At 38.9% G+C, this 21,216-nt stretch carries 17 protein-coding genes and 1 other annotated feature; of the genes, 1 reads left to right on the forward strand and 16 read right to left on the reverse strand.

The window, feature by feature from the left end:
• Positions 1–7: 7 nt before the first annotated feature.
• From WMO38_RS07355 to rpmG, 14 genes are all read right to left on the reverse strand, one after another.
• Positions 8–1,162 (reverse strand): amino acid permease, encoded by a 1,155-nt coding sequence (locus tag WMO38_RS07355; RefSeq protein WP_349162011.1) that lies wholly within the window; start codon positions 1,160–1,162, stop codon positions 8–10.
• Between the two features lie 155 nt (positions 1,163–1,317).
• Complete coding sequence (tuf, locus tag WMO38_RS07360; protein WP_349162012.1) at positions 1,318–2,511, reverse strand: elongation factor Tu; 1,194 nt, start codon at positions 2,509–2,511, stop codon at positions 1,318–1,320.
• A 117-nt stretch (positions 2,512–2,628) separates the two neighbouring features.
• Positions 2,629–4,791, reverse strand: a complete 2,163-nt coding sequence (gene fusA / locus WMO38_RS07365) for an elongation factor G (RefSeq protein ID WP_186837301.1) — start codon at positions 4,789–4,791, stop codon at positions 2,629–2,631.
• Between the two features lie 21 nt (positions 4,792–4,812).
• The gene (gene rpsG / locus WMO38_RS07370; protein ID WP_186837300.1) at positions 4,813–5,283 is read right to left on the reverse strand and encodes a 30S ribosomal protein S7; all 471 of its coding nucleotides are present in this window, start codon (positions 5,281–5,283) and stop codon (positions 4,813–4,815) included.
• Between the two features lie 237 nt (positions 5,284–5,520).
• A complete protein-coding gene (gene rpsL / locus WMO38_RS07375; protein WP_021865637.1) occupies positions 5,521–5,940 on the reverse strand; it encodes a 30S ribosomal protein S12 in 420 nt (139 codons plus the stop codon).
• Positions 5,941–6,164: 224 nt separating this feature from the next.
• On the reverse strand, positions 6,165–9,851 hold the full coding sequence (gene rpoC, locus WMO38_RS07380; protein ID WP_186837299.1) for a DNA-directed RNA polymerase subunit beta': 3,687 nt from the start codon (positions 9,849–9,851) through the stop codon (positions 6,165–6,167).
• Positions 9,852–9,871: 20 nt separating this feature from the next.
• Positions 9,872–13,768: a DNA-directed RNA polymerase subunit beta gene (gene rpoB / locus WMO38_RS07385; RefSeq protein WP_186837298.1), complete on the reverse strand. Its 3,897-nt coding sequence runs from the start codon at positions 13,766–13,768 to the stop codon at positions 9,872–9,874.
• Positions 13,769–14,059: 291 nt separating this feature from the next.
• Positions 14,060–14,425: a 50S ribosomal protein L7/L12 gene (gene rplL / locus WMO38_RS07390; RefSeq protein WP_186837297.1), complete on the reverse strand. Its 366-nt coding sequence runs from the start codon at positions 14,423–14,425 to the stop codon at positions 14,060–14,062.
• 71 nt (positions 14,426–14,496) lie between these two features.
• Positions 14,497–14,991: a 50S ribosomal protein L10 gene (gene rplJ, locus WMO38_RS07395; protein WP_349162015.1), complete on the reverse strand. Its 495-nt coding sequence runs from the start codon at positions 14,989–14,991 to the stop codon at positions 14,497–14,499.
• 66 nt (positions 14,992–15,057) lie between these two features.
• Positions 15,058–15,208: a sequence feature (ribosomal protein L10 leader region), on the reverse strand.
• Between the two features lie 64 nt (positions 15,209–15,272).
• Complete coding sequence (gene rplA, locus WMO38_RS07400; protein WP_186837296.1) at positions 15,273–15,968, reverse strand: 50S ribosomal protein L1; 696 nt, start codon at positions 15,966–15,968, stop codon at positions 15,273–15,275.
• 138 nt (positions 15,969–16,106) lie between these two features.
• Positions 16,107–16,532 carry a 50S ribosomal protein L11 gene (rplK, locus tag WMO38_RS07405; protein ID WP_021865796.1) on the reverse strand — a complete coding sequence of 142 codons (426 nt, stop codon included), beginning with the start codon at positions 16,530–16,532 and terminating at the stop codon, positions 16,107–16,109.
• 90 nt (positions 16,533–16,622) lie between these two features.
• On the reverse strand, positions 16,623–17,162 hold the full coding sequence (gene nusG, locus WMO38_RS07410) for a transcription termination/antitermination protein NusG (RefSeq protein WP_021865797.1): 540 nt from the start codon (positions 17,160–17,162) through the stop codon (positions 16,623–16,625).
• A 15-nt stretch (positions 17,163–17,177) separates the two neighbouring features.
• On the reverse strand, positions 17,178–17,381 hold the full coding sequence (gene secE / locus WMO38_RS07415; protein WP_021865798.1) for a preprotein translocase subunit SecE: 204 nt from the start codon (positions 17,379–17,381) through the stop codon (positions 17,178–17,180).
• A gap of 23 nt (positions 17,382–17,404) precedes the next feature.
• On the reverse strand, positions 17,405–17,554 hold the full coding sequence (rpmG, locus tag WMO38_RS07420) for a 50S ribosomal protein L33 (RefSeq protein ID WP_022262710.1): 150 nt from the start codon (positions 17,552–17,554) through the stop codon (positions 17,405–17,407).
• Between the two features lie 336 nt (positions 17,555–17,890).
• Between rpmG and fliD the strand changes: the two genes are divergently transcribed.
• Positions 17,891–19,156, forward strand: a complete 1,266-nt coding sequence (gene fliD / locus WMO38_RS07425) for a flagellar filament capping protein FliD (protein WP_349162017.1) — start codon at positions 17,891–17,893, stop codon at positions 19,154–19,156.
• A gap of 50 nt (positions 19,157–19,206) precedes the next feature.
• Here fliD and WMO38_RS07430 read toward each other — a convergent pair whose 3' ends face one another.
• Together WMO38_RS07430 and WMO38_RS07435 are read right to left on the reverse strand one after the other, a co-directional pair.
• On the reverse strand, positions 19,207–19,569 hold the full coding sequence (locus WMO38_RS07430; RefSeq protein WP_349162018.1) for a DUF8042 domain-containing protein: 363 nt from the start codon (positions 19,567–19,569) through the stop codon (positions 19,207–19,209).
• A 92-nt stretch (positions 19,570–19,661) separates the two neighbouring features.
• On the reverse strand, positions 19,662–21,053 hold the full coding sequence (locus WMO38_RS07435) for an AMP-binding protein (RefSeq protein WP_349162020.1): 1,392 nt from the start codon (positions 21,051–21,053) through the stop codon (positions 19,662–19,664).
• Positions 21,054–21,216: the final 163 nt, after the last annotated feature.

Genomic DNA, 21,216 nt, shown 5'->3' on the forward strand with positions numbered 1-21,216 from the left:
TCCTCCCTTAACTTAACGGAATCAAAGCACCTATTGCTGAAATAACAGTTGATACAACCATAAGCACCTGAAACGGAACTGTTCCAACTACACCGCAGATAGGGCTGCTTCCTGCTTTCTTTCTTGACTTTCCGTATGTAAGAACGAGCATGATACTTACAAGTACCACAACGCCGCTCATAATTCTCGTCAAAATAATAAAACTGTTAACGCCAAATATCGCAAATAAAATACAAGGAATAGTAGCTGCAAGCCAGCTCACTCTGTTGCCTATGCCTGTCTGCTCATGCACAACATCTCTTAATGCCAGTGTATTAGACCAGAAAGTAGTCAGAAGTGCAAATAATGAAAATATTCCCGCAAGAATCATAGCCCAGCTGCCAATACTTTCTCCAAGCTGCATATATGCAAGTTCTTTGTCAAGTGTTCCTTTTGTTCCCATAAGTACAGACATGGTTACAACAAGTACAAAAACAGATGAAAGTGCAAATCCTATAAAAATAGATTTGCGAATCTTTTTTGCATCACCATCAAGCCCCTTTACGACCTGTATAACTGCCTGATTGGCTGATGTTGCAAACACAACCATGCTGTATAATGCCAAAAGATTATTCCAATGAAAATCAGCTGTATAAAATGAATTGACAGGACGCATAAAAGTTGCCACTGTCATAACTGCAACTATTCCCATAAGAATAATTACTGCATACTTCTGTGCTATTCCGACTGCTTTCATTCCGATAAAAACTACTATTCCTGCAATTACATAATATATAACCTGTGCAGCCGCAAACGGAATACCAAACCAGTTGACAAAAATCTGTGCACCGCCGTTAATATTGCCGCTTATGCCTATCATAATTGCAATCCCGTATACTGCAAATATAATCCAGCTGAATACCTTTTTCATCTTTCCGTGAAAAAGTTCACCTTCAAAGCTCTTTACAAGCTGGACACCTCCATTATTGTATGAAAGCTCCGCTATTATTAAATGAAGAATAACATTGATACAATATGCGATTACCACCATCCACACAACATCAAGCATGCTATTCTTTGTCGCAAGATACGGAACTGCAATTATTCCCGTTCCGATACTGTTTCCAACAATCATGCTGACTGCCTCAAATGTAGTAAATCTGGCTTCTGAACTTATCTTCATAAGCACCTCCGTTACTATATTTTTATACTCACTTTTTATAGTAACTGCATTATACATCATAGCAATGTTATTTTCAATATATAAAATATATATTATTAAATATAAAAAACCCGGAAGGCAAAGCCTTCCGGGCAATTAATTATATCAAGCTATGATTACTCAATGATTGTAGCAACAGCACCTGAACCTACTGTACGTCCACCTTCACGGATAGCGAAACGGAGACCCTGCTCCATAGCTACTCTGTGGATAAGTTCAACTGTCATTTCTACGTTATCACCAGGCATGCACATTTCTGTACCAGCTGGAAGTTCACAAACACCAGTAACATCAGTTGTTCTGAAGTAGAACTGTGGTCTGTAGTTGTTGAAGAATGGTGTATGACGACCACCTTCGTCCTTTGTTAATACGTAAACCTGAGCTGTAAACTTCTTGTGTGGTGTAACTGAACCTGGTTTACAAAGAACCTGTCCTCTTTCGATTTCATCTCTCTGAACACCTCTAAGAAGAGCACCGATGTTATCACCAGGCATAGCCTCGTCAAGGAGCTTACGGAACATTTCGATACCTGTAACAACTACCTTACGGATTTCATCTGTAATACCAACGATTTCAACTTCCTCATTAATGTGGAGAACACCTCTCTCTACTCTACCTGTAGCAACTGTACCACGGCCTGTGATAGAGAATACGTCTTCTACTGGCATAAGGAATGGCTTATCTGTATCTCTTTCTGGATCTGGAACATACTCATCAATTGTATGCATAAGTTCAAGAATCTTGTCACCCCATTCGCTGTTAGGATCTTCAAGAGCCTTAAGAGCTGAACCCTGGATGATTGGTGTATCATCTCCTGGGAAACCATACTCGTTAAGGAGTTCTCTGATTTCCATATCAACGAGTTCAAGAAGTTCTGGATCGTCAACCATATCACACTTGTTCATGAATACAACGATATATGGAACACCTACCTGACGAGCAAGAAGGATATGTTCTCTTGTCTGAGCCATAACACCATCAGTAGCAGCAACAACGAGGATACCAGCATCCATCTGAGCTGCACCAGTGATCATGTTCTTAACGTAGTCAGCATGTCCTGGACAGTCAACGTGTGCATAGTGTCTCTTCTCTGTCTCATACTCAACGTGAGCTGTAGAGATTGTGATACCTCTTTCTCTTTCTTCTGGTGCCTTATCAATATTCTCGAAAGCAACAGCTTCACCTGTACCAAGTCTCTCATGAAGAGTCTTTGTGATTGCAGCTGTAAGTGTTGTCTTACCATGATCTACGTGACCAATAGTACCAATGTTACAATGTGGTTTAGTTCTTTCAAATTTAGCCTTTGCCATTGTTTAAAATCCTCCTTAAATTTATAACCTTAATGGTTTTCTCATAGCTGAAATCTATTATATTTCATTTTGAAATATTTTTCAACTATATTTTTATATTAACTATATAAAGCTTGATTACTTGCTTCTTGAAGCAATAACTTTATCCTGAACTGACTTAGGAGCCTGTTCATATTTATCGAAGAACATAGAGTAGTTACCACGACCCTGTGTCTTAGAACGAAGGTCTGTAGCATAACCAAACATCTCTGAAAGTGGAACAAATGCTTTAATCATCTTACCACCACTGATATCTTCCATACCTTCGATACGTCCTCTACGTGAGTTGATATCACCGATTACATCACCCATGTATTCTTCTGGCATTGTAACTTCAACCTTCATGATAGGCTCAAGAAGAGCTGGAGCTGCCTTAGCCATAGCATCCTTGAATGCCATAGAACCAGCGATATGGAATGCCATTTCTGAAGAATCGACTTCATGGTATGAACCATCGTAGATATCTGCTCTAAGTCCGAGAACTGGGAATCCAGCTAAGATACCTGAATTAGCAGCTTCTCTGATACCATCAGCAACTGAAGGGATATATTCCTTAGGAATAGCACCACCAACTACTGAAGACTCGCAGAAGAGTACTGGAGGTTCATTAATTAATACTGTATTCTTAGTCTCAACATCAAACTTATCAACGTTAGCTTCAAGTGGTGAGAAACGTACTTTACAGTGACCATACTGACCACGACCACCTGACTGCTTAGCATACTTACTATCAACATCAACTGCCTTAGTAAAGCATTCTCTGTAAGCAACCTGAGGTGCACCTACGTTAGCCTCTACCTTAAACTCACGAAGAAGTCTGTCAACGATGATATCAAGGTGAAGCTCACCCATACCAGCGATGATTGTCTGACCTGTCTCCTGATCTGTATGAGCACGGAATGTAGGATCTTCTTCAGCAAGCTTTGCTAAAGCTTCACCCATCTTACCCTGGTCATTCTTTGTCTTAGGTTCGATAGCAAGCTCGATAACTGGCTCTGGGAACTCCATAGACTCTAAGATAACTGGATGTGCTTCATCACAGATAGTATCACCTGTTACTGTAACTTTAAGACCTACTGCAGCAGCAATATCTCCTGAGTAAACCTTTTCAATTTCTTTTCTCTGGTTGGCATGCATCTGAAGGATACGGCCAACTCTTTCTTTCTTATTCTTATTAGAGTTAAGTACATATGAACCTGCGTTTAATGTACCTGAATAAACTCTGAAGAATGCTAACTTACCAACGAATGGGTCTGTCATAATCTTGAATGCAAGAGCTGAGAATGGCTCTTCATCTGAAGACTTTCTTGTAACTTCGTTACCGTCCTCGTCAACACCTGTGATATCTGGGATATCTGTAGGAGCTGGCATATATTCGATAACTGCATCAAGAAGTTTCTGAACACCCTTATTCTTGTAAGCTGTACCGCAAAGACAAGGAATAGCTGTACCTTCAATTGTACCTTTTCTTAAAGCAGCCTTTAACTCTGGAATTGTAAGTTCCTCATCATTAAAGAACTTCTCCATAAGGTCTTCATCAAGTTCAGCACACTGCTCTACGAGCTTGTCATGATATTCCTGAGCCTGATCCTGTAAATCTGCAGGAATCTCGCCTACCTGAATATCATCACCCTTATCTCCGTTGAAAATGTATGCTTTCATCTCGAATAAGTCGATGATTCCCTGGAAATCATCTTCTTTTCCGATAGGAATCTGTACAAGAACTGGATTCTTTCCAAGTTTTGTAATAAGCTGATTGCATGATCCAAAGAAATCTGCACCCATCTTATCCATCTTGTTCATGAAAGCCATACGTGGAACATTATACTTATCAGCCTGACGCCATACGTTCTCTGACTGTGGTTCAACGCCGTTCTGGGCATCGAATACACCTACAGCACCATCAAGTACTCTAAGAGAACGCTCAACTTCTACAGTGAAGTCAACGTGACCCGGAGTATCGATAATGTTAATACGATATTCTGGCTGTGTCTTATCTGGCTTACCTTCTTTTTCAGGTGTCCAGTGACATGTTGTAGCAGCTGAAGTGATTGTAATACCTCTTTCCTGCTCCTGGGCCATCCAGTCCATAGTAGCAGTACCTTCATGAGTATCACCAATCTTGTGGTTTACACCAGTATAATAAAGGATACGCTCTGTTAATGTTGTCTTACCAGCATCAATATGAGCCATAATACCAATATTTCTGGTTCTCTCCAATGGATATTCTCTTCCAGCCATCGGTAATTCCTCCTATTATTATTAGAATCTGTAATGAGCAAAAGCCTTGTTTGCTTCTGCCATCTTGTGCATATCTTCTTTCTTCTTTACAGAAGCTCCTGTATTATTAGCAGCATCAAGAATCTCGTTAGCGAGTCTTTCTTCCATAGTCTTCTCGCCTCTTGCACGAGAGTATGAAGTCATCCAACGAAGAGCTAAAGCCTGTCTTCTATCTGGCTTTACTTCGATAGGTACCTGATATGTGGCACCACCGATACGTCTAGCCTTTACTTCGAGAACTGGCATGATGTTGTTCATAGCCTCTTCAAATACTTCAATAGCAGGTCTTTCAGTCTTAGCTGCGACTCTGTCAAATGCTCCGTATACAATCTTCTGTGCTACTCCTCTCTTACCATCAAGCATAATGTTGTTGATAAGCTTAGTAACCACTTTATTATTGTAAATAGGATCTGCTAATACATCTCTTTTCTGAGTATGTCCTTTACGTGGCACGGTTCTTCCCTCCTTAACATAGTGTTGCCAAAAACAGTCATTATAATAACAAATATTGCCATTATAAAGCTATTTTGCAGCTTTTCATTAATTCATCGGTACTCACAAATATTTTATGTGTTCGTGCTTAAGTATATATTAAACCTGCAACCTTCGGATTAATCTAACTCCGGCACTAAATTTAAATATTAATGTGAATAAATCTGTGCTTTTACAAAGCAAATTATAGGATTCTAATTACTTAGCGTCCTTAGGTCTCTTAGCACCGTACTTAGAACGGGCCTGTCTTCTCTTAGCTACACCTGCAGTATCAAGTGTACCTCTGATGATGTGATATCTTGTACCTGGTAAATCCTTTACTCTACCACCTCTGATAAGAACAACGCTATGTTCCTGAAGATTGTGGCCTTCACCTGGAATATAAGATGTAACTTCGATACCATTTGAAAGACGAACTCTGGCAATCTTTCTAAGAGCTGAGTTAGGCTTCTTTGGTGTTGCAGTCTTAACAGCTGTACATACACCTCTCTTCTGTGGTGCAGATACATCTGTAGCCTTCTTCTGAAGAGAGTTGTAACCCTTCTGAAGAGCTGGTGCTGTAGACTTCTTAACAGCAGATTTTCTTCCCTGTCTTACTAACTGGTTAAATGTAGGCATTCCTTTTTCACCTCCCGGAATTAGAATAATTGTTGGTTGCATATTCAGTATAGTCTGAATAAAAAATGCTAATCTGACACACAAAAAAACAGCATGTCACATTCGCACGCTTTATTATTATATAATCTGATATGATAAGTGTCAAGCATTTTTTAATATTTTATATAGGCAGACTAACAAACAGCCGGACACATATCATGCCCGGCTGCCAATGTCATTATTTATTATTCTTCTGTCTCTGTAACAGTTTCTTCTGTGATATTGATTTCTTCGTTGTCATCTGTATCAACTGCGGCTGCATTTTCAAGCTCTTCTTCCTGCTCGTCTAATGCTTCCTGCTCCTCATCATATACAAGACCTGTATCAAGTTTGATATCCTGATATCTCTTCATTCCTGTACCGGCAGGGATAAGTTTACCGATGATAACATTTTCCTTGAGACCGATAAGTGGGTCAACCTTGCCATTAATAGCGGCATCAGTAAGAACCTTTGTTGTCTCCTGGAATGAGGCTGCTGACATGAATGAATTAGTTGCAAGCGATGCCTTAGTAATACCAAGAATAATTGGTGTTCCTGTTGCTGGCTGCTTACCTTCTTCTTCAAGTCTTTCATTAACCTCTGTAAATTCGATTGTATCAACCTGTGAACCAGGAAGGAAATCTGAATCTCCTGCTGATTCAATAACAATCTTCTTCAACATCTGGCGTACAATAAGTTCGATATGTTTATCGTTGATTTCAACACCCTGAATACGGTAAACTTTCTGAACTTCACGAATCATGTAATCCTGAACTGCACGTACACCAAGAATTCTTACTATATCATGAGGATTTTCAGAACCTTCTGTAATTTCCTCACCCTTTGCAACAATCTGGCCTTCTGTAACTTTTACTCTTGTATCTCTTGATACTGGATAAGCTTTTGAATTGCCTTCGTCATCTGTGATAACAATATCTGTCTTCTTATCAGTCTTTGCAAAACTTACAACACCACCGAACTCTGCAAGTACAGCAAGTGTCTTTGGCTTTCTTGCCTCGAAAAGTTCTTCTACTCTAGGAAGACCCTGTGTAATATTATCACCGGCAACACCACCAGTATGGAAAGTTCTCATAGTAAGCTGTGTACCAGGTTCACCGATTGACTGTGCTGCAATAATACCAACAGCTTCACCAACCTGTACTGTCTGACCTGTTGCCATGTTAGAACCATAACACTTAGCACATACACCGATATGTGAACGGCATGTAAGAATTGTTCTTATCTTAACATGTTCAACACCTGTCTTAATGATTTCTTCTGCACGCTTAGATGTTACAAGGTGGTTAGCACCAAGTATAAGCTCACCTGTCTTTGGATCAACAATATCTTCTGCAAGGAAACGTCCTGTAATTCTTTCCTGAAGTGATTCAAGGACATCAGCCTTTGCATCGCTGTCTGCTGTTGCTTTCTCATTTACAAACTCATAAACGTACATACCAGGTATTGCTCTGCCTACGCTGCAATCATTTTCACGAATAACGAGATCCTGTGAAACGTCAACAAGACGTCGTGTAAGGTAACCTGAATCGGCTGTACGAAGGGCTGTATCTGAAAGACCTTTACGGGCACCATGAGCTGAAATAAAGTATTCCAGAACATCAAGACCTTCACGGAAGTTTGACTTGATTGGAAGTTCGATAGTGTTACCTGATGTATCTGCCATCAAACCACGCATACCTGCAAGCTGTTTAATCTGCTGGTTAGAACCACGGGCACCAGAATCGGCCATCATGAAGATGTTGTTATACTTATCAAGACCGGCAAGAAGAGCATCCTTAAGACGTTCATCAGTTTCCTGCCATACCTTGATTACATTCTTATGACGTTCTTCATCAGTAGAACGGCCTCTGTAATAGTTCTGTGTAATCTGTTCAACTTTCTTTTCTGCATTGGCAATAAGTTCTTTCTTAATAGGTGGCACTGTCATCTCTGAAATAGAAACTGTCATTGCTGCTCTTGTAGAATACTTATAACCTGTTGCTTTAATATCATCAAGAACTTCTGCTGTTGTAGTAGTTCCGTGTGTGTTAATTACATGCTGTAAAATATCCTTTAACTGCTTCTTACCTACATGGAAATCAACTTCAAGAACAAGTGCGTTTTCAGGCTTTGTTCTGTCAACATAACCTAAATCCTGTGGAAGAATTTCATTGAAGATAAATCTTCCGAGTGTTGATTCAACGTTACCTGAAACCTTCTCGCCGTTGATTTCTCTTGTTACATGAACCATAATCTTTGAATGAAGTGTAATTACTCCATTTTCATATGCAAGAATAGCCTCACTTATATCCTTAAAATACTTGCCTTCACCTTTAGCACCCGGTCTTTCCTGTGTAAGGTAATAAATACCAAGTACCATATCCTGTGAAGGAACGGCAACCGGACCACCATCAGATGGCTTTAAAAGGTTATTTGGTGATAAAAGCATAAAACGACACTCTGCCTGTGCTTCAACTGACAATGGAAGATGCACGGCCATCTGGTCACCATCGAAATCGGCGTTGAACGCTGTACAAACCAATGGATGAAGCTTAATAGCCTTACCTTCTACAAGGATTGGCTCAAATGCCTGAATACCAAGTCTGTGAAGTGTAGGAGCACGGTTAAGCATAACCGGATGTTCTTTAATTACATCCTCAAGTACATCCCAAACATCATTTTCAAGATGTTCTACGCTCTTCTTAGCCTTCTTGATATTTTCTGCAAGACCGCGTCTTACAAGCTCTCTCATAACAAACGGCTTGAAAAGCTCGATTGCCATTTCCTTTGGAAGACCACACTGGTAAATCTTGAGTTCAGGTCCTACTACGATAACTGAACGTCCTGAATAGTCAACTCGCTTACCGAGAAGGTTCTGACGGAAACGTCCCTGCTTACCTTTAAGCAGGTCAGAAAGTGACTTTAATGCTCTGTTACCAGGTCCTGTTACAGGACGACCATTTCTTCTGCCGTTATCAATAAGGGCATCTACAGCCTCCTGAAGCATTCTCTTTTCGTTTCTTACAATAATCTCCGGTGCACCAAGTTCCATAAGACGTGCAAGACGATTATTTCTGTTGATAATTCTTCTATATAAATCATTAAGGTCGGATGTAGCAAATCTACCACCATCAAGCTGTACCATAGGTCTTAAATCCGGTGGAATTACAGGTACTTCTGTAAGAATCATCCACTCAGGCTTTGTTCCGGCATTGATAAATGCCTCCATAACCTCAATACGCTTAATAAGTCTTGCTGCCTTCTGAGATGTTGTATTACTTAATTCTTCTTTAAGTTTTGCTGCCTCTTCTTCAAGATTAACATTCTTTAAAAGTTCAAGAATTGCTTCAGCACCCATACCGACACGGAATGTATTTCCGTACTGGTCGTAAAGTTCTCTGTATTCCTGCTCTGTAAGAATCTTCTTGAACGGAATATCTGTTGTTCCTGGATCAAGCACAATATAAGCTGCAAAATACAGTACCTTTTCAAGGTTCTTAGGACCGATATCAAGAATTAAATCCATACGGCTTGGAATTCCCTTGAAATACCAGATATGTGAAACAGGAGCTGCAAGGTGAATATGTCCCATACGGTCTCTACGCACACTTGCCTTTGTTACTTCAACGCCACACTTATCGCAGACAATACCTTTATCTTTGATTTTCTTATATTTACCGCAGTGACATTCCCAGTCCTTACTAGGTCCAAAAATTCTTTCACAGAATAAACCGTCACGTTCCGGTTTTAAAGTTCTGTAGTTGATAGTCTCCGGCTTGGTAACCTCGCCGTGAGACCATTCTAAGATATTTTCTGGAGAAGCAAGTTTTATCTGAATCTTATCAAACTTCATAGAATTGTTTGATGGCTGCTTGTTTGATTCTTCTGTCATTTTCGTGCTCCCTTCTAAAATTAATACTGCTCTGAATTACCGTCGCCATAATCCTCATCAGCATCGAAAAGTTCATCGATATCATCATCGCTCTCTTCGTACTGAGCTTCACCATTATCATCGACAGTCTGAGTCATATATCCTGAACTCTTGAGTTCGTTCTCATCATCTTTGCTGTTTCTGTGGTATCCACCGTCATCAAGAACTTTCTTAAAATCTGTAACTTCATAATCTGCACTCTCGAGAAGTTTAACTTCGTTATTGTCATGGTCAAGTACACGAACATCAAGTGCAAGAGACTGAAGTTCTTTCAGAAGCACCTTGAATGATTCAGGAATACCTGGCTCAGGGATATTTTCACCCTTAATGATTGCTTCATATGTCTTAACACGTCCTACGACGTCATCAGACTTAACTGTAAGAATTTCCTGAAGTGTATATGAAGCACCATAAGCCTCGAGGGCCCAAACCTCCATCTCACCGAAACGCTGTCCACCGAACTGTGCTTTACCACCGAGTGGCTGCTGTGTAACAAGTGAGTAAGGACCAGTTGAACGTGCATGAATCTTATCATCAACAAGGTGATGGAGTTTGAGATAATGCATGAATCCGATTGTTACCGGATTATCAAAATATTCACCTGTACGTCCGTCACGAAGTCTTACTTTACCATCACGTCCAATCTGAACACCTTTCCATTCAGCTCTGTGAGCCTTATTCTTATCAAGGTAATCAAATACTTCAGGAACGAGCTGGCTCTTATATTTAGCTGCAAACTCATCCCATTCAAGGTTAGCATAATCATTAGCAAGATCAAGTGTATCCATGATATCATTCTCGTCTGCACCGTCGAATACAGGTGTCGAAATATTAAATCCGAGAACCTTTGCCGCAAGGCTTAAATGAATCTCAAGGACCTGACCAATGTTCATACGAGAAGGCACACCAAGTGGATTAAGGACGATATCCAAAGGACGTCCATTTGGAAGGAATGGCATATCTTCAACAGGAAGTACTCTTGAAACGACACCCTTGTTACCATGACGGCCGGCCATCTTATCACCAACTGAAATCTTTCTCTTCTGAGCTATATAAATACGAACTGACTTATTAACACCAGGTGCTAACTCATCACCATTTTCTCTTGTAAATGTCTTAACAGCAACTACGATACCATATTCACCATGAGGTACTTTGAGTGATGTATCTCTTACTTCTCTTGCCTTTTCACCGAAAATAGCACGAAGAAGTCTCTCTTCTGCTGTAAGTTCTGTCTCTCCCTTAGGAGTAACCTTACCTACAAGTACATCGCCGGCACGAACTTCTGCACCGATACGGATAATACCATCTTCATCAAGATCCTTAATTGCATCATTAGCAACTGAAGGAATATCTCTTGTGATTTCTTCTGGTCCGAGCTTAGTATCTCTTGCTTCTGTCTCATATTCTTCAATATGGATAGATGTATATACGTCATCTCTTACAAGTCTTTCACTGAGAAGTACAGCATCCTCGTAGTTGTAACCTTCCCATGTCATGAAACCGATTAACGGATTCTTACCAAGTGCAATTTCACCATTAGAAGTTGAAGGACCATCTGCAATAACATCGCCCTTTACAACTCTGTCTCCCTTAAATACGATAGGACGCTGGTTGTAACAGTTGCTCTGGTTGCTTCGTGCAAACTTAGTAAGCTTGTATTCACGAACTTTGCCATCATCTTCTTTTACTGTAATCTTATTAGATTCTGCTGAAATAACTTCACCATCAGCTTCCGCAACAACACATACACCAGAGTCAATTGCTGCCTTATTTTCAATACCAGTTCCGATTACAGGAGCTTCTGTAGTAAGAAGTGGTACGGCCTGACGCTGCATGTTTGAACCCATGAGGGCACGGTTGGCATCATCATTCTGAAGGAACGGAATCATTGATGTAGCAACTGAGAATACCATCTTAGGCGAAACATCCATCAAATCAATAAGACTCTTATCAAATGCTGAAGTTTCTTCTCTGTAACGTCCTGAAACTGTGTTATTAACGAAATAACCATTTTCATCAATCTCAGCATTAGCCTGTGCTACATGGTAATCATCTTCCTCATCAGCTGTAAAGTAACGCACTTCATCTGTAACTCTAGGATTCTTAGGGTCAGACTTGTCTACAATACGGTAAGGTGCTTCTACAAAGCCATACTCATTGATTCTTGCATAAGAAGCAAGTGAGTTGATAAGACCGATGTTAGGTCCTTCAGGTGTCTCAATCGGACACATTCTTCCGTAATGTGTGTAATGTACATCTCGAACCTCGAAACCTGCACGGTCTCTTGAAAGACCACCAGGACCGAGTGCTGAAAGTCTTCTCTTGTGAGTAAGCTCACCGAGAGGGTTATTCTGATCCATGAACTGTGACAGCTGTGAACTTCCGAAGAATTCCTTGATAGCTGCTGTTACAGGCTTGATATTAATAAGTGACTGAGGTGAAACACCACTTAAATCCTGTGTTGACATTCTCTCACGAACTACACGTTCCATTCTTGAGATACCAATTCTGAACTGATTCTGTAAAAGTTCACCTACAGCACGAATACGTCTGTTTCCAAGGTGATCAATATCATCCTTTGAACCAACGCCATACTCAAGATGCATATTGTAGTTAATTGAAGCTAAAATATCTTCAACTGTGATATGTTTAGGAATTAAATCGCCGATATTCTTTGAAATTGCTTCCTTAATATCTTCAATATCACTGTTTTCAGCTAAAATCTGGCTTAATACAGGATAAAATACATATTCATTAACGCCGAGTTCTTTTGCTTCTTCATCGCTGATATCAACCCATTTTGTAATATCAACTGCCATATTAGAAAGGATCTTAACACGCTTATTTGTAATAGTGCCATCATTACCCTTAACTTCTACTGACAAAAATACTGCCGGAACAGCTGCATCCTGAATCATCTGTGCAGATTCTCTGTCAAGCTTGTCACCGGCTTTAGCAATAACCTTGCCATCTACAACAACATCATCTGCAAGAATCTGTCCTGCTATTCTATATTTAAATGAAAGCTTTTTATTAAACTTATATCTTCCGACCTTTGCAAGATCATATCTTCTTGGGTCAAAGAACATTCCTGAAATAAGTGACTCTGCACTATCAACTGATAATGGTTCACCAGGTCTTAATTTCTTATAGAGTTCAAGAATACCCTCCTGATAATTAGTAGTAGTATCTTTCTCCATAGTGGCAAGGAGCTTAGGCTCTTCGCCAAATATATCAATAATCTCAGCATTTGTGCCAAAGCCAAGTGCTCTGATTAATACTGTGATAGGGACTTTCTTATTTCTGTCAACCTTTACATAGAACACATCATTAGCATCTGTCTCATATTCAAGCCATGCACCACGGTTTGGAATAACCTGACTGCTGTAAAGGAAAATCTTACCATACTTATCTTTCTGTATATCATAATAAATACCAGGTGAACGAACTAACTGGCTTACAATTACTCTCTCTGCACCATTAATTACGAATGTACCAGTCTTTGTCATAATAGGAAGATCGCCCATGAAAATCTCATGTTCGCTAATGTCTTCACTTTCCTTGTTGTGGAGTCTGACTCTGACTTTAAGAGGTGCCGCATATGTAGCATCTCTTTCCTTACACTCTTCAATAGAATACTTGACTTCATCTTCACATAATGTGAAATCTACAAATTCCAGACTAAGTCTACCATTATAGTCTGCAATTGGAGAGATGTCATCAAAAACTTCTTTTAAACCTTCATCCAAAAACCACTGGTAAGAATCTTTCTGCACCTCAATGAGGTTAGGCATTTCAAGGACTTCTTTTTGTCTTGAATAGCTCATTCTAAAACTTTTACCCGACTTCACTGGACGTATTCTGTTTTTCTCCATTGACATTTTCACCCCTTGTGCTTATTTTTCCTAATTTTTTCACATTATAAGTATGTAGGCTAAGACTAAGCACAACATACCACAATAGTGCATTGTCCATAATACCATAACATGGTATTACTGTCAACAATATTTCAATAATTTTTTATAAGTTTTTAAGCAGCAGATATGCTGTATATATGCTTCATTTTAGTAAAAAGGAAAAAGCCCCGGAAAATGCAAGCATTTCCCGGAGCTTCCGCCTCTATACATGCACTGCAATATGCAGTTATTAATCCAATATGGTTATAATTACTTAAGAGTAACCTTAGCACCTTCAGCTTCAAGCTTCTTCTGGATTTCTTCAGCTTCTTCCTTAGAAGCACCTTCTTTAACAACCTTAGGAGCACCATCAACTACTTCCTTAGCTTCCTTTAAGCCAAGTCCTGTAATCTCACGAACAACCTTGATAACCTTAACTTTGTTTGCACCAGCTTCTGTAAGCTCTACGTCAAACTCTGTCTTCTCCTCAGCTGCTGCTGCACCAGCACCTGCTGCTGCAACTACAACGCCTGCTGCTGCAGAAACGCCGAATTCTTCTTCACATGCCTTAACTAAATCGTTAAGCTCTAATACTGATAAACCCTTAATAACTTCAATGATTTCCTGTGTAGTCATTGTAATAATCTCCTTTTTTTAATTCTGTTTTTTGGTTTCAATGAACCTTAATTTAATATGTCCGCAATCAATTAAGCAACTTCTTCGTTCTTTTCAGCGATCTGCTTAATAACACGAGCAAAGTTTGTAATAGGTGACTGGATGCTTCCAAGTAACTTTGAAAGAAGTTCGTCTCTTGAAGGAATGCTTGCGATTGCATTGATTCCTGCTGCATCATAGTATGTGCCTTCAACAACACCACACTTTAATTCAAGTGCATCTGCAGTCTTAGCGAAGTTGCTAAGAATTCTTGCAGGAGCTGTTGCATCTGTTGCACAGATAGCGATAGCATTAGGTCCGTCAAGCTGTTCTGTCATTCCTTCGAACTGTGTACCAGCAATTGCTCTCTTAACTAAAGTATTCTTATAAACCTTGTATACGACACCTGCTTCTCTTAACTGCTTACGAAGCTGTGTATCCTGCTCTACAGTTAAGCCGCGATAGTTTACTAATACAACGCCTGCTGCGTCATTTAAGTATCCTGAAATCTCGTCTACGATTGGCTGTTTAAGTTCTACCTTTGCCATGAATAATTACCTCCTGTTAGATTTTTAAAGTATGCACAAAGCACACTTTTCTGCCCAAAAGGAATTAGTAAAATCTAAAAGTCCTTCCATCTTTTGCAAGACAGAAGGACTGATTAAACATAATCAACACATCTAAAATGTGTATACATCCTCGGCAGGCGTATTACCTTTAACCCTTACGGGACCATGCTGTCTTAGGCAAAATATTTATTATATAACAGCTTATGCTGTCACATACGTATGATAGTATACTATCAAATATATCGGTTGTCAATCATTTTTTAGCCAACATACTTAGAAGGGTTAACCTTAGCACTAGGACCCATTGTAGATGAAAGAGCGATGCTCTTTAAATACTGACCTTTAAGTGATGATGGTTTAGCCTTAACGATTGCACCCATAATAGCCTGGAAGTTGTCCGCTAACTGGTCTTCAGTGAATGAAGCCTTACCAATTGGCACGTGAATGATGTTAGTCTTATCAAGTCTGTACTCAATCTTACCAGCCTTGATATCATTAACAGCTTTTGTTACATCCATAGTAACTGTACCAGCCTTAGGGTTTGGCATTAAGCCCTTAGGTCCGAGTACACGTCCAAGACGACCTACAACGCCCATCATATCAGGTGTAGCAACTACAACATCGAACTCAAACCAGTTTTCGTTCTGAATCTTTGGAATAAGTTCTTCTCCGCCTACGAAATCTGCACCAGCTGCTTCAGCTTCATCAGCCTTAGCACCCTTAGCAAATACAAGAACTCTTACTTTCTTACCAGTTCCGTGTGGAAGAACAACTGCTCCTCTGATCTGCTGTTCAGCATGACGTCCGTCACAACCTGTTCTGATATGTGCTTCAATAGTTTCGTCAAACTTAGCAACTGCACTCTGCTTAACTAACGCAATAGCATCTGTTGCTTCGTATAATGTCTGGCGGTCAATTTTCTTGGCTGCCTCAACGTATTTCTTTCCTCTTTTCATTATAAAAAAACCTCCTAGTGGTATTATCGGAAGGGTTTGACTTTCCTCCCACGTTTTACGATTACAAAGAGTTATATCCAACTCTTAACTATACATATGAAATATTACCGGATTCCCGGCAAATGTAGCATTGCAGAATTAGTCTTCTACAACGATACCCATACTCTTAGCAGTTCCTTCAATCATAGAAGTTGCAGCTTCGATTGATGCAGCATTTAAATCAGGCATCTTGAGTTCAGCAATCTTCTGAACTTCTGCTCTCTTAATTGTAGCAACCTTTGTCTTGTTAGGAACACCTGAACCTGACTTAATGTTGCAAGCTTTCTTAAGAAGAACTGCAGCAGGAGGAGTCTTTGTAATGAAACTAAAACTTCTATCTGCATATACTGTAATAACAACAGGGATGATTAAATCACCCTGATCAGCTGTCTTAGCGTTAAACTGCTTTGTAAATTCTACGATATTTACACCGTGCTGTCCGAGTGCAGGACCAACCGGTGGAGCTGGTGTTGCCTTACCAGCAGGAATCTGTAATTTGATATAACCTGTTACTTTCTTTGCCATTTTAGGCACCTCCTAAATAAAAATGTGGTAATTGGCGACACTTGCCAATATAAACAAAGTGTCTCCCACGTCCGCGTTATGCGAACCTTCTTACATCAGTTTTACATCTGTAAAACCAATCTCGACCGGAGTTTCACGGCCGAACATCTCAACATTAATTGTAAGACACTGCTTACCTTCATTAATGCCTGTGATTTCCCCAACAGTATCTTCCCAGGCACCTGTAAGAATCATAACCTGGTCGCCGACTTTACCGTCAAACTTAACTACAGGTTTGTTCTCGTTTTCACTGCCTGGCAGTGCAATACCAAGTGCTTTAATCTCTGTAGGGGTCAGTGGTACTGGTTTAGATCCGGGACCAACAAATCCCGTAACTCCTCTTGTGTTACGAACTACATACCAGCTGTCATCATTCATAACCATGTTGATTAAAACATAGCCAGGAAACATTTTTTTCTGAGCAGACTTTTTTGAGCCGTTCTTAACTTCAACAACAGTCTCAAGCGGTACAACCACTTCAAGAATCTGGTCTTCAAGATTTCTGTTTACCACAGTCTTCTCAATGTCTACCTTGACTTTATTCTCGTAACCGGAATAAGTATGCACTACATACCATTTTGCTTCGTCCATTTAATCACCTTTTCCTTACTTTACTAAGAATTCAATACCAATACGTGCGATAAAATCCACAATTGCTATTATTACACCTAATAATACGGATGCAGCTACAACAGCAACTGTCTCTTTTGTAAGGGACTTACGGTCAGGCCAGATGATTTTTTTAAACTCTGCTTTAAGACCTTTGAACCAGTTTTTCTTCTGTTTTGTCTCTTTAACAGTTTCACCCATTGTCTCTACCTCACTGTGCTGGTTTACTTTGTTTCCTTGTGTAATGTGTGTGACTTACAGAACTTGCAATACTTCTTTGTTTCCATTCTGTCAGGATGTGTTTTCTTATCCTTTGTCATGTTGTAATTACGCTGTTTACATTCTGTACATGCCAATGTTATCTTAACGCGCACAACTTCCACCTCCAATTTTTTCTAGTTTTTTTGCAGGTGTATTAAATACACCAATTGGCTTTTTTTAGGCATAAAAAAAAGACCGCTTCCATAGCCAGTCTAATATAGCACAGTATTCAAGAGTGCGTCAACACTTTTTTTATGTTTTCTCATCCTGCTTCATATAAAATACATCATATTATCCCAAAAATCAAGTAAATAATAAAAATTTACTATTAAGTTTTTGTTGCCCTGTCCCGATTAATACTATATAATATATTAAAGAATTTTTTGGAAAACGGATTTTCCATAATCTCATATATATATTATTATTAGCAGACAAGGAGGTGACTGTTGATGATTAGCAGTGCATACAGCTATTATATTTCCCAATATGGCTGGAAATCTAATTCTAAATATGATACCCATACAAAAAACCAGTTAAAGAATTCATATGGCAGAGTTTTAAAAACCAACAGTCAGACACCTACATATAAGGTTGATTTCTCCGTTGCCGCACAAAAATATGCCATAGATTTAAAAGAGCATGCAAGACAGCTTTGTTATATTGCAAAAGATTTATCAGATGATAAAAGTGGCGAGATGACATTCAAAAAATCAGCATCTTCAAGCAACCCGGAAGCTGTTTCGGCTGAATTTATAGGAGATTCATCATCTGATTGTGAACCGGTTGAAATAAGTGTCAGCCAGCTTGCAACCCATCAGGTAAACACCGGAAATTTTTTGCAGCCTAACCAGAAGCTTTTAAAGCCGGGAACATATTCTTTTGATTTAAATATCAATAACCTTACATATGAATTTGAATTTAACGTATCAGAAGATGAAAATAATGGTGATGTTGAAAATAAAATTGCACGTCTCATTAATCGTTCCAACATCGGCCTTAATTGCGAAGTAAAGACTGACAGCCTTGAGAATAAAGGACTTGTAATAACATCTGATGCAACAGGAATATCAGGTATTCATTCAACTATTTTCAGCATAAAATCCGATAACAGTGAGCTTATAAATACTCTCGGCATGGACAGGGTAAGCAGCTATCCTTATAATGCAATTTTTTCTGTCAATGGCAGCGAGCAGTATTCACCTTCCAATGAATTTATGCTCAACAAAACATTTTCCGTCAAATTAAAACAGACAACCGACGAACCTGTAACACTCAGTCTCAGCACTGACGACAATTCCATTGCAGACAGCATTGACGAGTTAATATCAGGTTACAATGGTCTTGTCAAAATCACAGAAAGCGACAATAATAAAATTTTTGAAGGAAATGACCGATTAAAGCTGGAATTTTCAAGAATAGCATCGAAATACAGAACCACTTTAAATAATAATGGCTTAAAAGTCGAAGATGACGGCTCTGTCAGTGTTGACAGACAGACTGTGATAGAATCTGCACACAATGGCACAATTGATAATATTTTTAATGAGCTTAATAACTTCAAAGCAGCCCTTATGAAAAAAGCAGAGGATATCTCAACCAATCCTATGAATTATGTAAACAACAAAATCGTTGCATACAAAAATCCAAAATATGCTTTTAACGACCCATATAATCTTTCTGCTTACAGCGGAATGATGTTTAATGATTATTGTTAAATAAAAGAAAGCCCTGGCGGACTTAATTCGCCAGGGCTTATATTTTATTTTTATGATATAACTTTCCCAGCCTGTGCAGAAAATGTATCAACAAAAGCTTTAAGTCCTTTAAGAGCCTCAACTCTCGCAGCATCATCATTAGCATTATTGGCTGCATTAAGTGCTAAAACGCTCTTATTTACCTCTTCTTTGTTAATTACTACACTGTCTTTATTGATAAGATCTTTTGTTCCATTATAAACTTCAACAATCCAGTTAAGCCCGTTCAATGTGCTCTTCATATATTCATCCGTATCCGGCTGTCTGTGACCGTTAAGCTCTTCCATAAGATTATTTAATGCATTGCTTATCTTTGCACAATATGGAACTGCCACCTCAAGTGCTTCTATCTGCTGTGTACGTAAATCTTCCATGATTATAACTCTCCTTTATTCTTCTTAAAATACAACAAATAACTGTCATATTGTATCTACATGAATGTTATATCGGCAAAAAGAGAAAAATCTTAAGCTTCATCTATCACTTTCTCAAGAGCCTCTTCATCAACACTGCCATCATCCTTTCTTGGCAGTTTCTTATCAAGAAGAACAACCTTTTGTATTTCCCATCTGTAGCCTTTCTTATCATTATACTTGTCTATCTTACGCTTAAATCTGTCAACTTTTTCACTTTTGTCGATAGCAGATATTACCGCAATCAGCTTCTCATCATAAAACATTATATAGCTTTCTGCAATTCCATTAATTGATTCTATTTCTCTGTTTATGACATTTCTACATATTTTTTCACCTGTAGGAAGACTGATAATTGCCGGATTTCTCTTTGTAATAATAAGTCTTCCACTGCTGTTAATTCTTCCATAATCTCCAGTATGAAGATAACCGCCTTTTAACTTTCTTTCTGTCTGTACCTCATCATTATAATATCCCTTCATGACACATCCGCCGCTTAGAAGAATTTCACCATCATCAGAAAGTTTAAGCGTATTATCCGCAAACGGCTCATATGAACCATCCTCATCATAATTAATTGCAATACAACCTGTACTTTCAGATGTTCCATAAACAGAACTTACATTAATATCTCTGTCTCTGAGGCATTCATACAAATGATACGGACATGGTGCACCACCTATTATTATATTTTTCAAATTGTCATTGAATCCTTTTATCTTCTTCAGATACTCAGCCATTGATGGATTGGCTGGAAGAATAGTTGCATCATAATAGTATGTGTCCGCATCTATATGCCTCAGTCCTCTTCCGACACATATACATGCACCACAGCTTAGCGGCCATATAAGGCAGTATAACAATCCAAATATTTTACTTAATTCAATCTGTGCCAGAACCCTGTCATCTTCAGTGCAGTTGCAATGGGCATTTATATAACCAATGGCACTCATTATATTATCTGAAGTAAGAACAACCGCTTTGTCACACTCGTTTTCACCTGCCGTAAATAATAAAAGATTTCCTTCTTTTACATCATCCGCATTATATGTCAGTCCATCAACATTATCATTTTCGGCACCATTAATAATTATTCCATTGGCGTCTGATAAAATATACTGGTTTGTAGAACAAAGCACATAATCCGCATCTATTTTCTCAATCATTTTAAATCTGATATCATGCGGAATAAAAAAATCGACAAGTGCCGCATCTTTTCCGGCAAGAACCGTTCCGAACAGATTAACAATCCATCTGTATGAAGCCGGTCCGTAAATGGCAATTCTATTACCGTCAAAATGCTGCAAATGAAGTGCTTTTTTTACCGAATCATCAAATAATTTTCTATAGCTGACCTCAAATGTATCATATAAAACAGCTGTTTTATCATTATATTTATCTGCAAGGCTTTCAAGAAGCTTATAAAAAGATTTATATTGTGCCATCTTTGTACCCCTTTCTCTTTATATGCACATTTTTTGCACGTTAAAAATTCGCTGTGTATATTAATTACATTAACAATTAATCACATTAATAAGTGATTTTATTATACCCCACATCAATGTAATTTTGCAAACATATAAGAGATACTATTTTCTGATGCATGTG

This window comes from Lachnospira hominis (ex Hitch et al. 2025) (assembly GCF_040096395.1).
GTDB lineage: Bacteria > Bacillota > Clostridia > Lachnospirales > Lachnospiraceae > Lachnospira > Lachnospira hominis.

What these genes read in the sequence shown, in the direction of transcription:
- WMO38_RS07435 (WP_349162020.1), bottom strand. Translation starts at nt 21,053, where the DNA reads ATGGCACAATATAAATCTTTTTATAAGCTTCTTGAAAGCCTTGCAGAT.
- secE (WP_021865798.1), bottom strand. Translation starts at nt 17,381, where the DNA reads ATGGGTGAAACTGTTAAAGAGACAAAACAGAAGAAAAACTGGTTCAAA.
- rplJ (WP_349162015.1), bottom strand. Translation starts at nt 14,991, where the DNA reads ATGGCAAAGGTAGAACTTAAACAGCCAATCGTAGACGAGATTTCAGGA.
- rplA (WP_186837296.1), bottom strand. Translation starts at nt 15,968, where the DNA reads ATGAAAAGAGGAAAGAAATACGTTGAGGCAGCCAAGAAAATTGACCGC.
- rplK (WP_021865796.1), bottom strand. Translation starts at nt 16,532, where the DNA reads ATGGCAAAGAAAGTAACAGGTTATATCAAATTACAGATTCCTGCTGGT.
- nusG (WP_021865797.1), bottom strand. Translation starts at nt 17,162, where the DNA reads ATGGACGAAGCAAAATGGTATGTAGTGCATACTTATTCCGGTTACGAG.
- rpoB (WP_186837298.1), bottom strand. Translation starts at nt 13,768, where the DNA reads ATGGAGAAAAACAGAATACGTCCAGTGAAGTCGGGTAAAAGTTTTAGA.
- fusA (WP_186837301.1), bottom strand. Translation starts at nt 4,791, where the DNA reads ATGGCTGGAAGAGAATATCCATTGGAGAGAACCAGAAATATTGGTATT.
- rplL (WP_186837297.1), bottom strand. Translation starts at nt 14,425, where the DNA reads ATGACTACACAGGAAATCATTGAAGTTATTAAGGGTTTATCAGTATTA.
- WMO38_RS07430 (WP_349162018.1), bottom strand. Translation starts at nt 19,569, where the DNA reads ATGGAAGATTTACGTACACAGCAGATAGAAGCACTTGAGGTGGCAGTT.
- rpoC (WP_186837299.1), bottom strand. Translation starts at nt 9,851, where the DNA reads ATGACAGAAGAATCAAACAAGCAGCCATCAAACAATTCTATGAAGTTT.
- rpsL (WP_021865637.1), bottom strand. Translation starts at nt 5,940, where the DNA reads ATGCCTACATTTAACCAGTTAGTAAGACAGGGAAGAAAATCTGCTGTT.
- WMO38_RS07355 (WP_349162011.1), bottom strand. Translation starts at nt 1,162, where the DNA reads ATGAAGATAAGTTCAGAAGCCAGATTTACTACATTTGAGGCAGTCAGC.
- fliD (WP_349162017.1), top strand. Translation starts at nt 17,891, where the DNA reads ATGATTAGCAGTGCATACAGCTATTATATTTCCCAATATGGCTGGAAA.
- tuf (WP_349162012.1), bottom strand. Translation starts at nt 2,511, where the DNA reads ATGGCAAAGGCTAAATTTGAAAGAACTAAACCACATTGTAACATTGGT.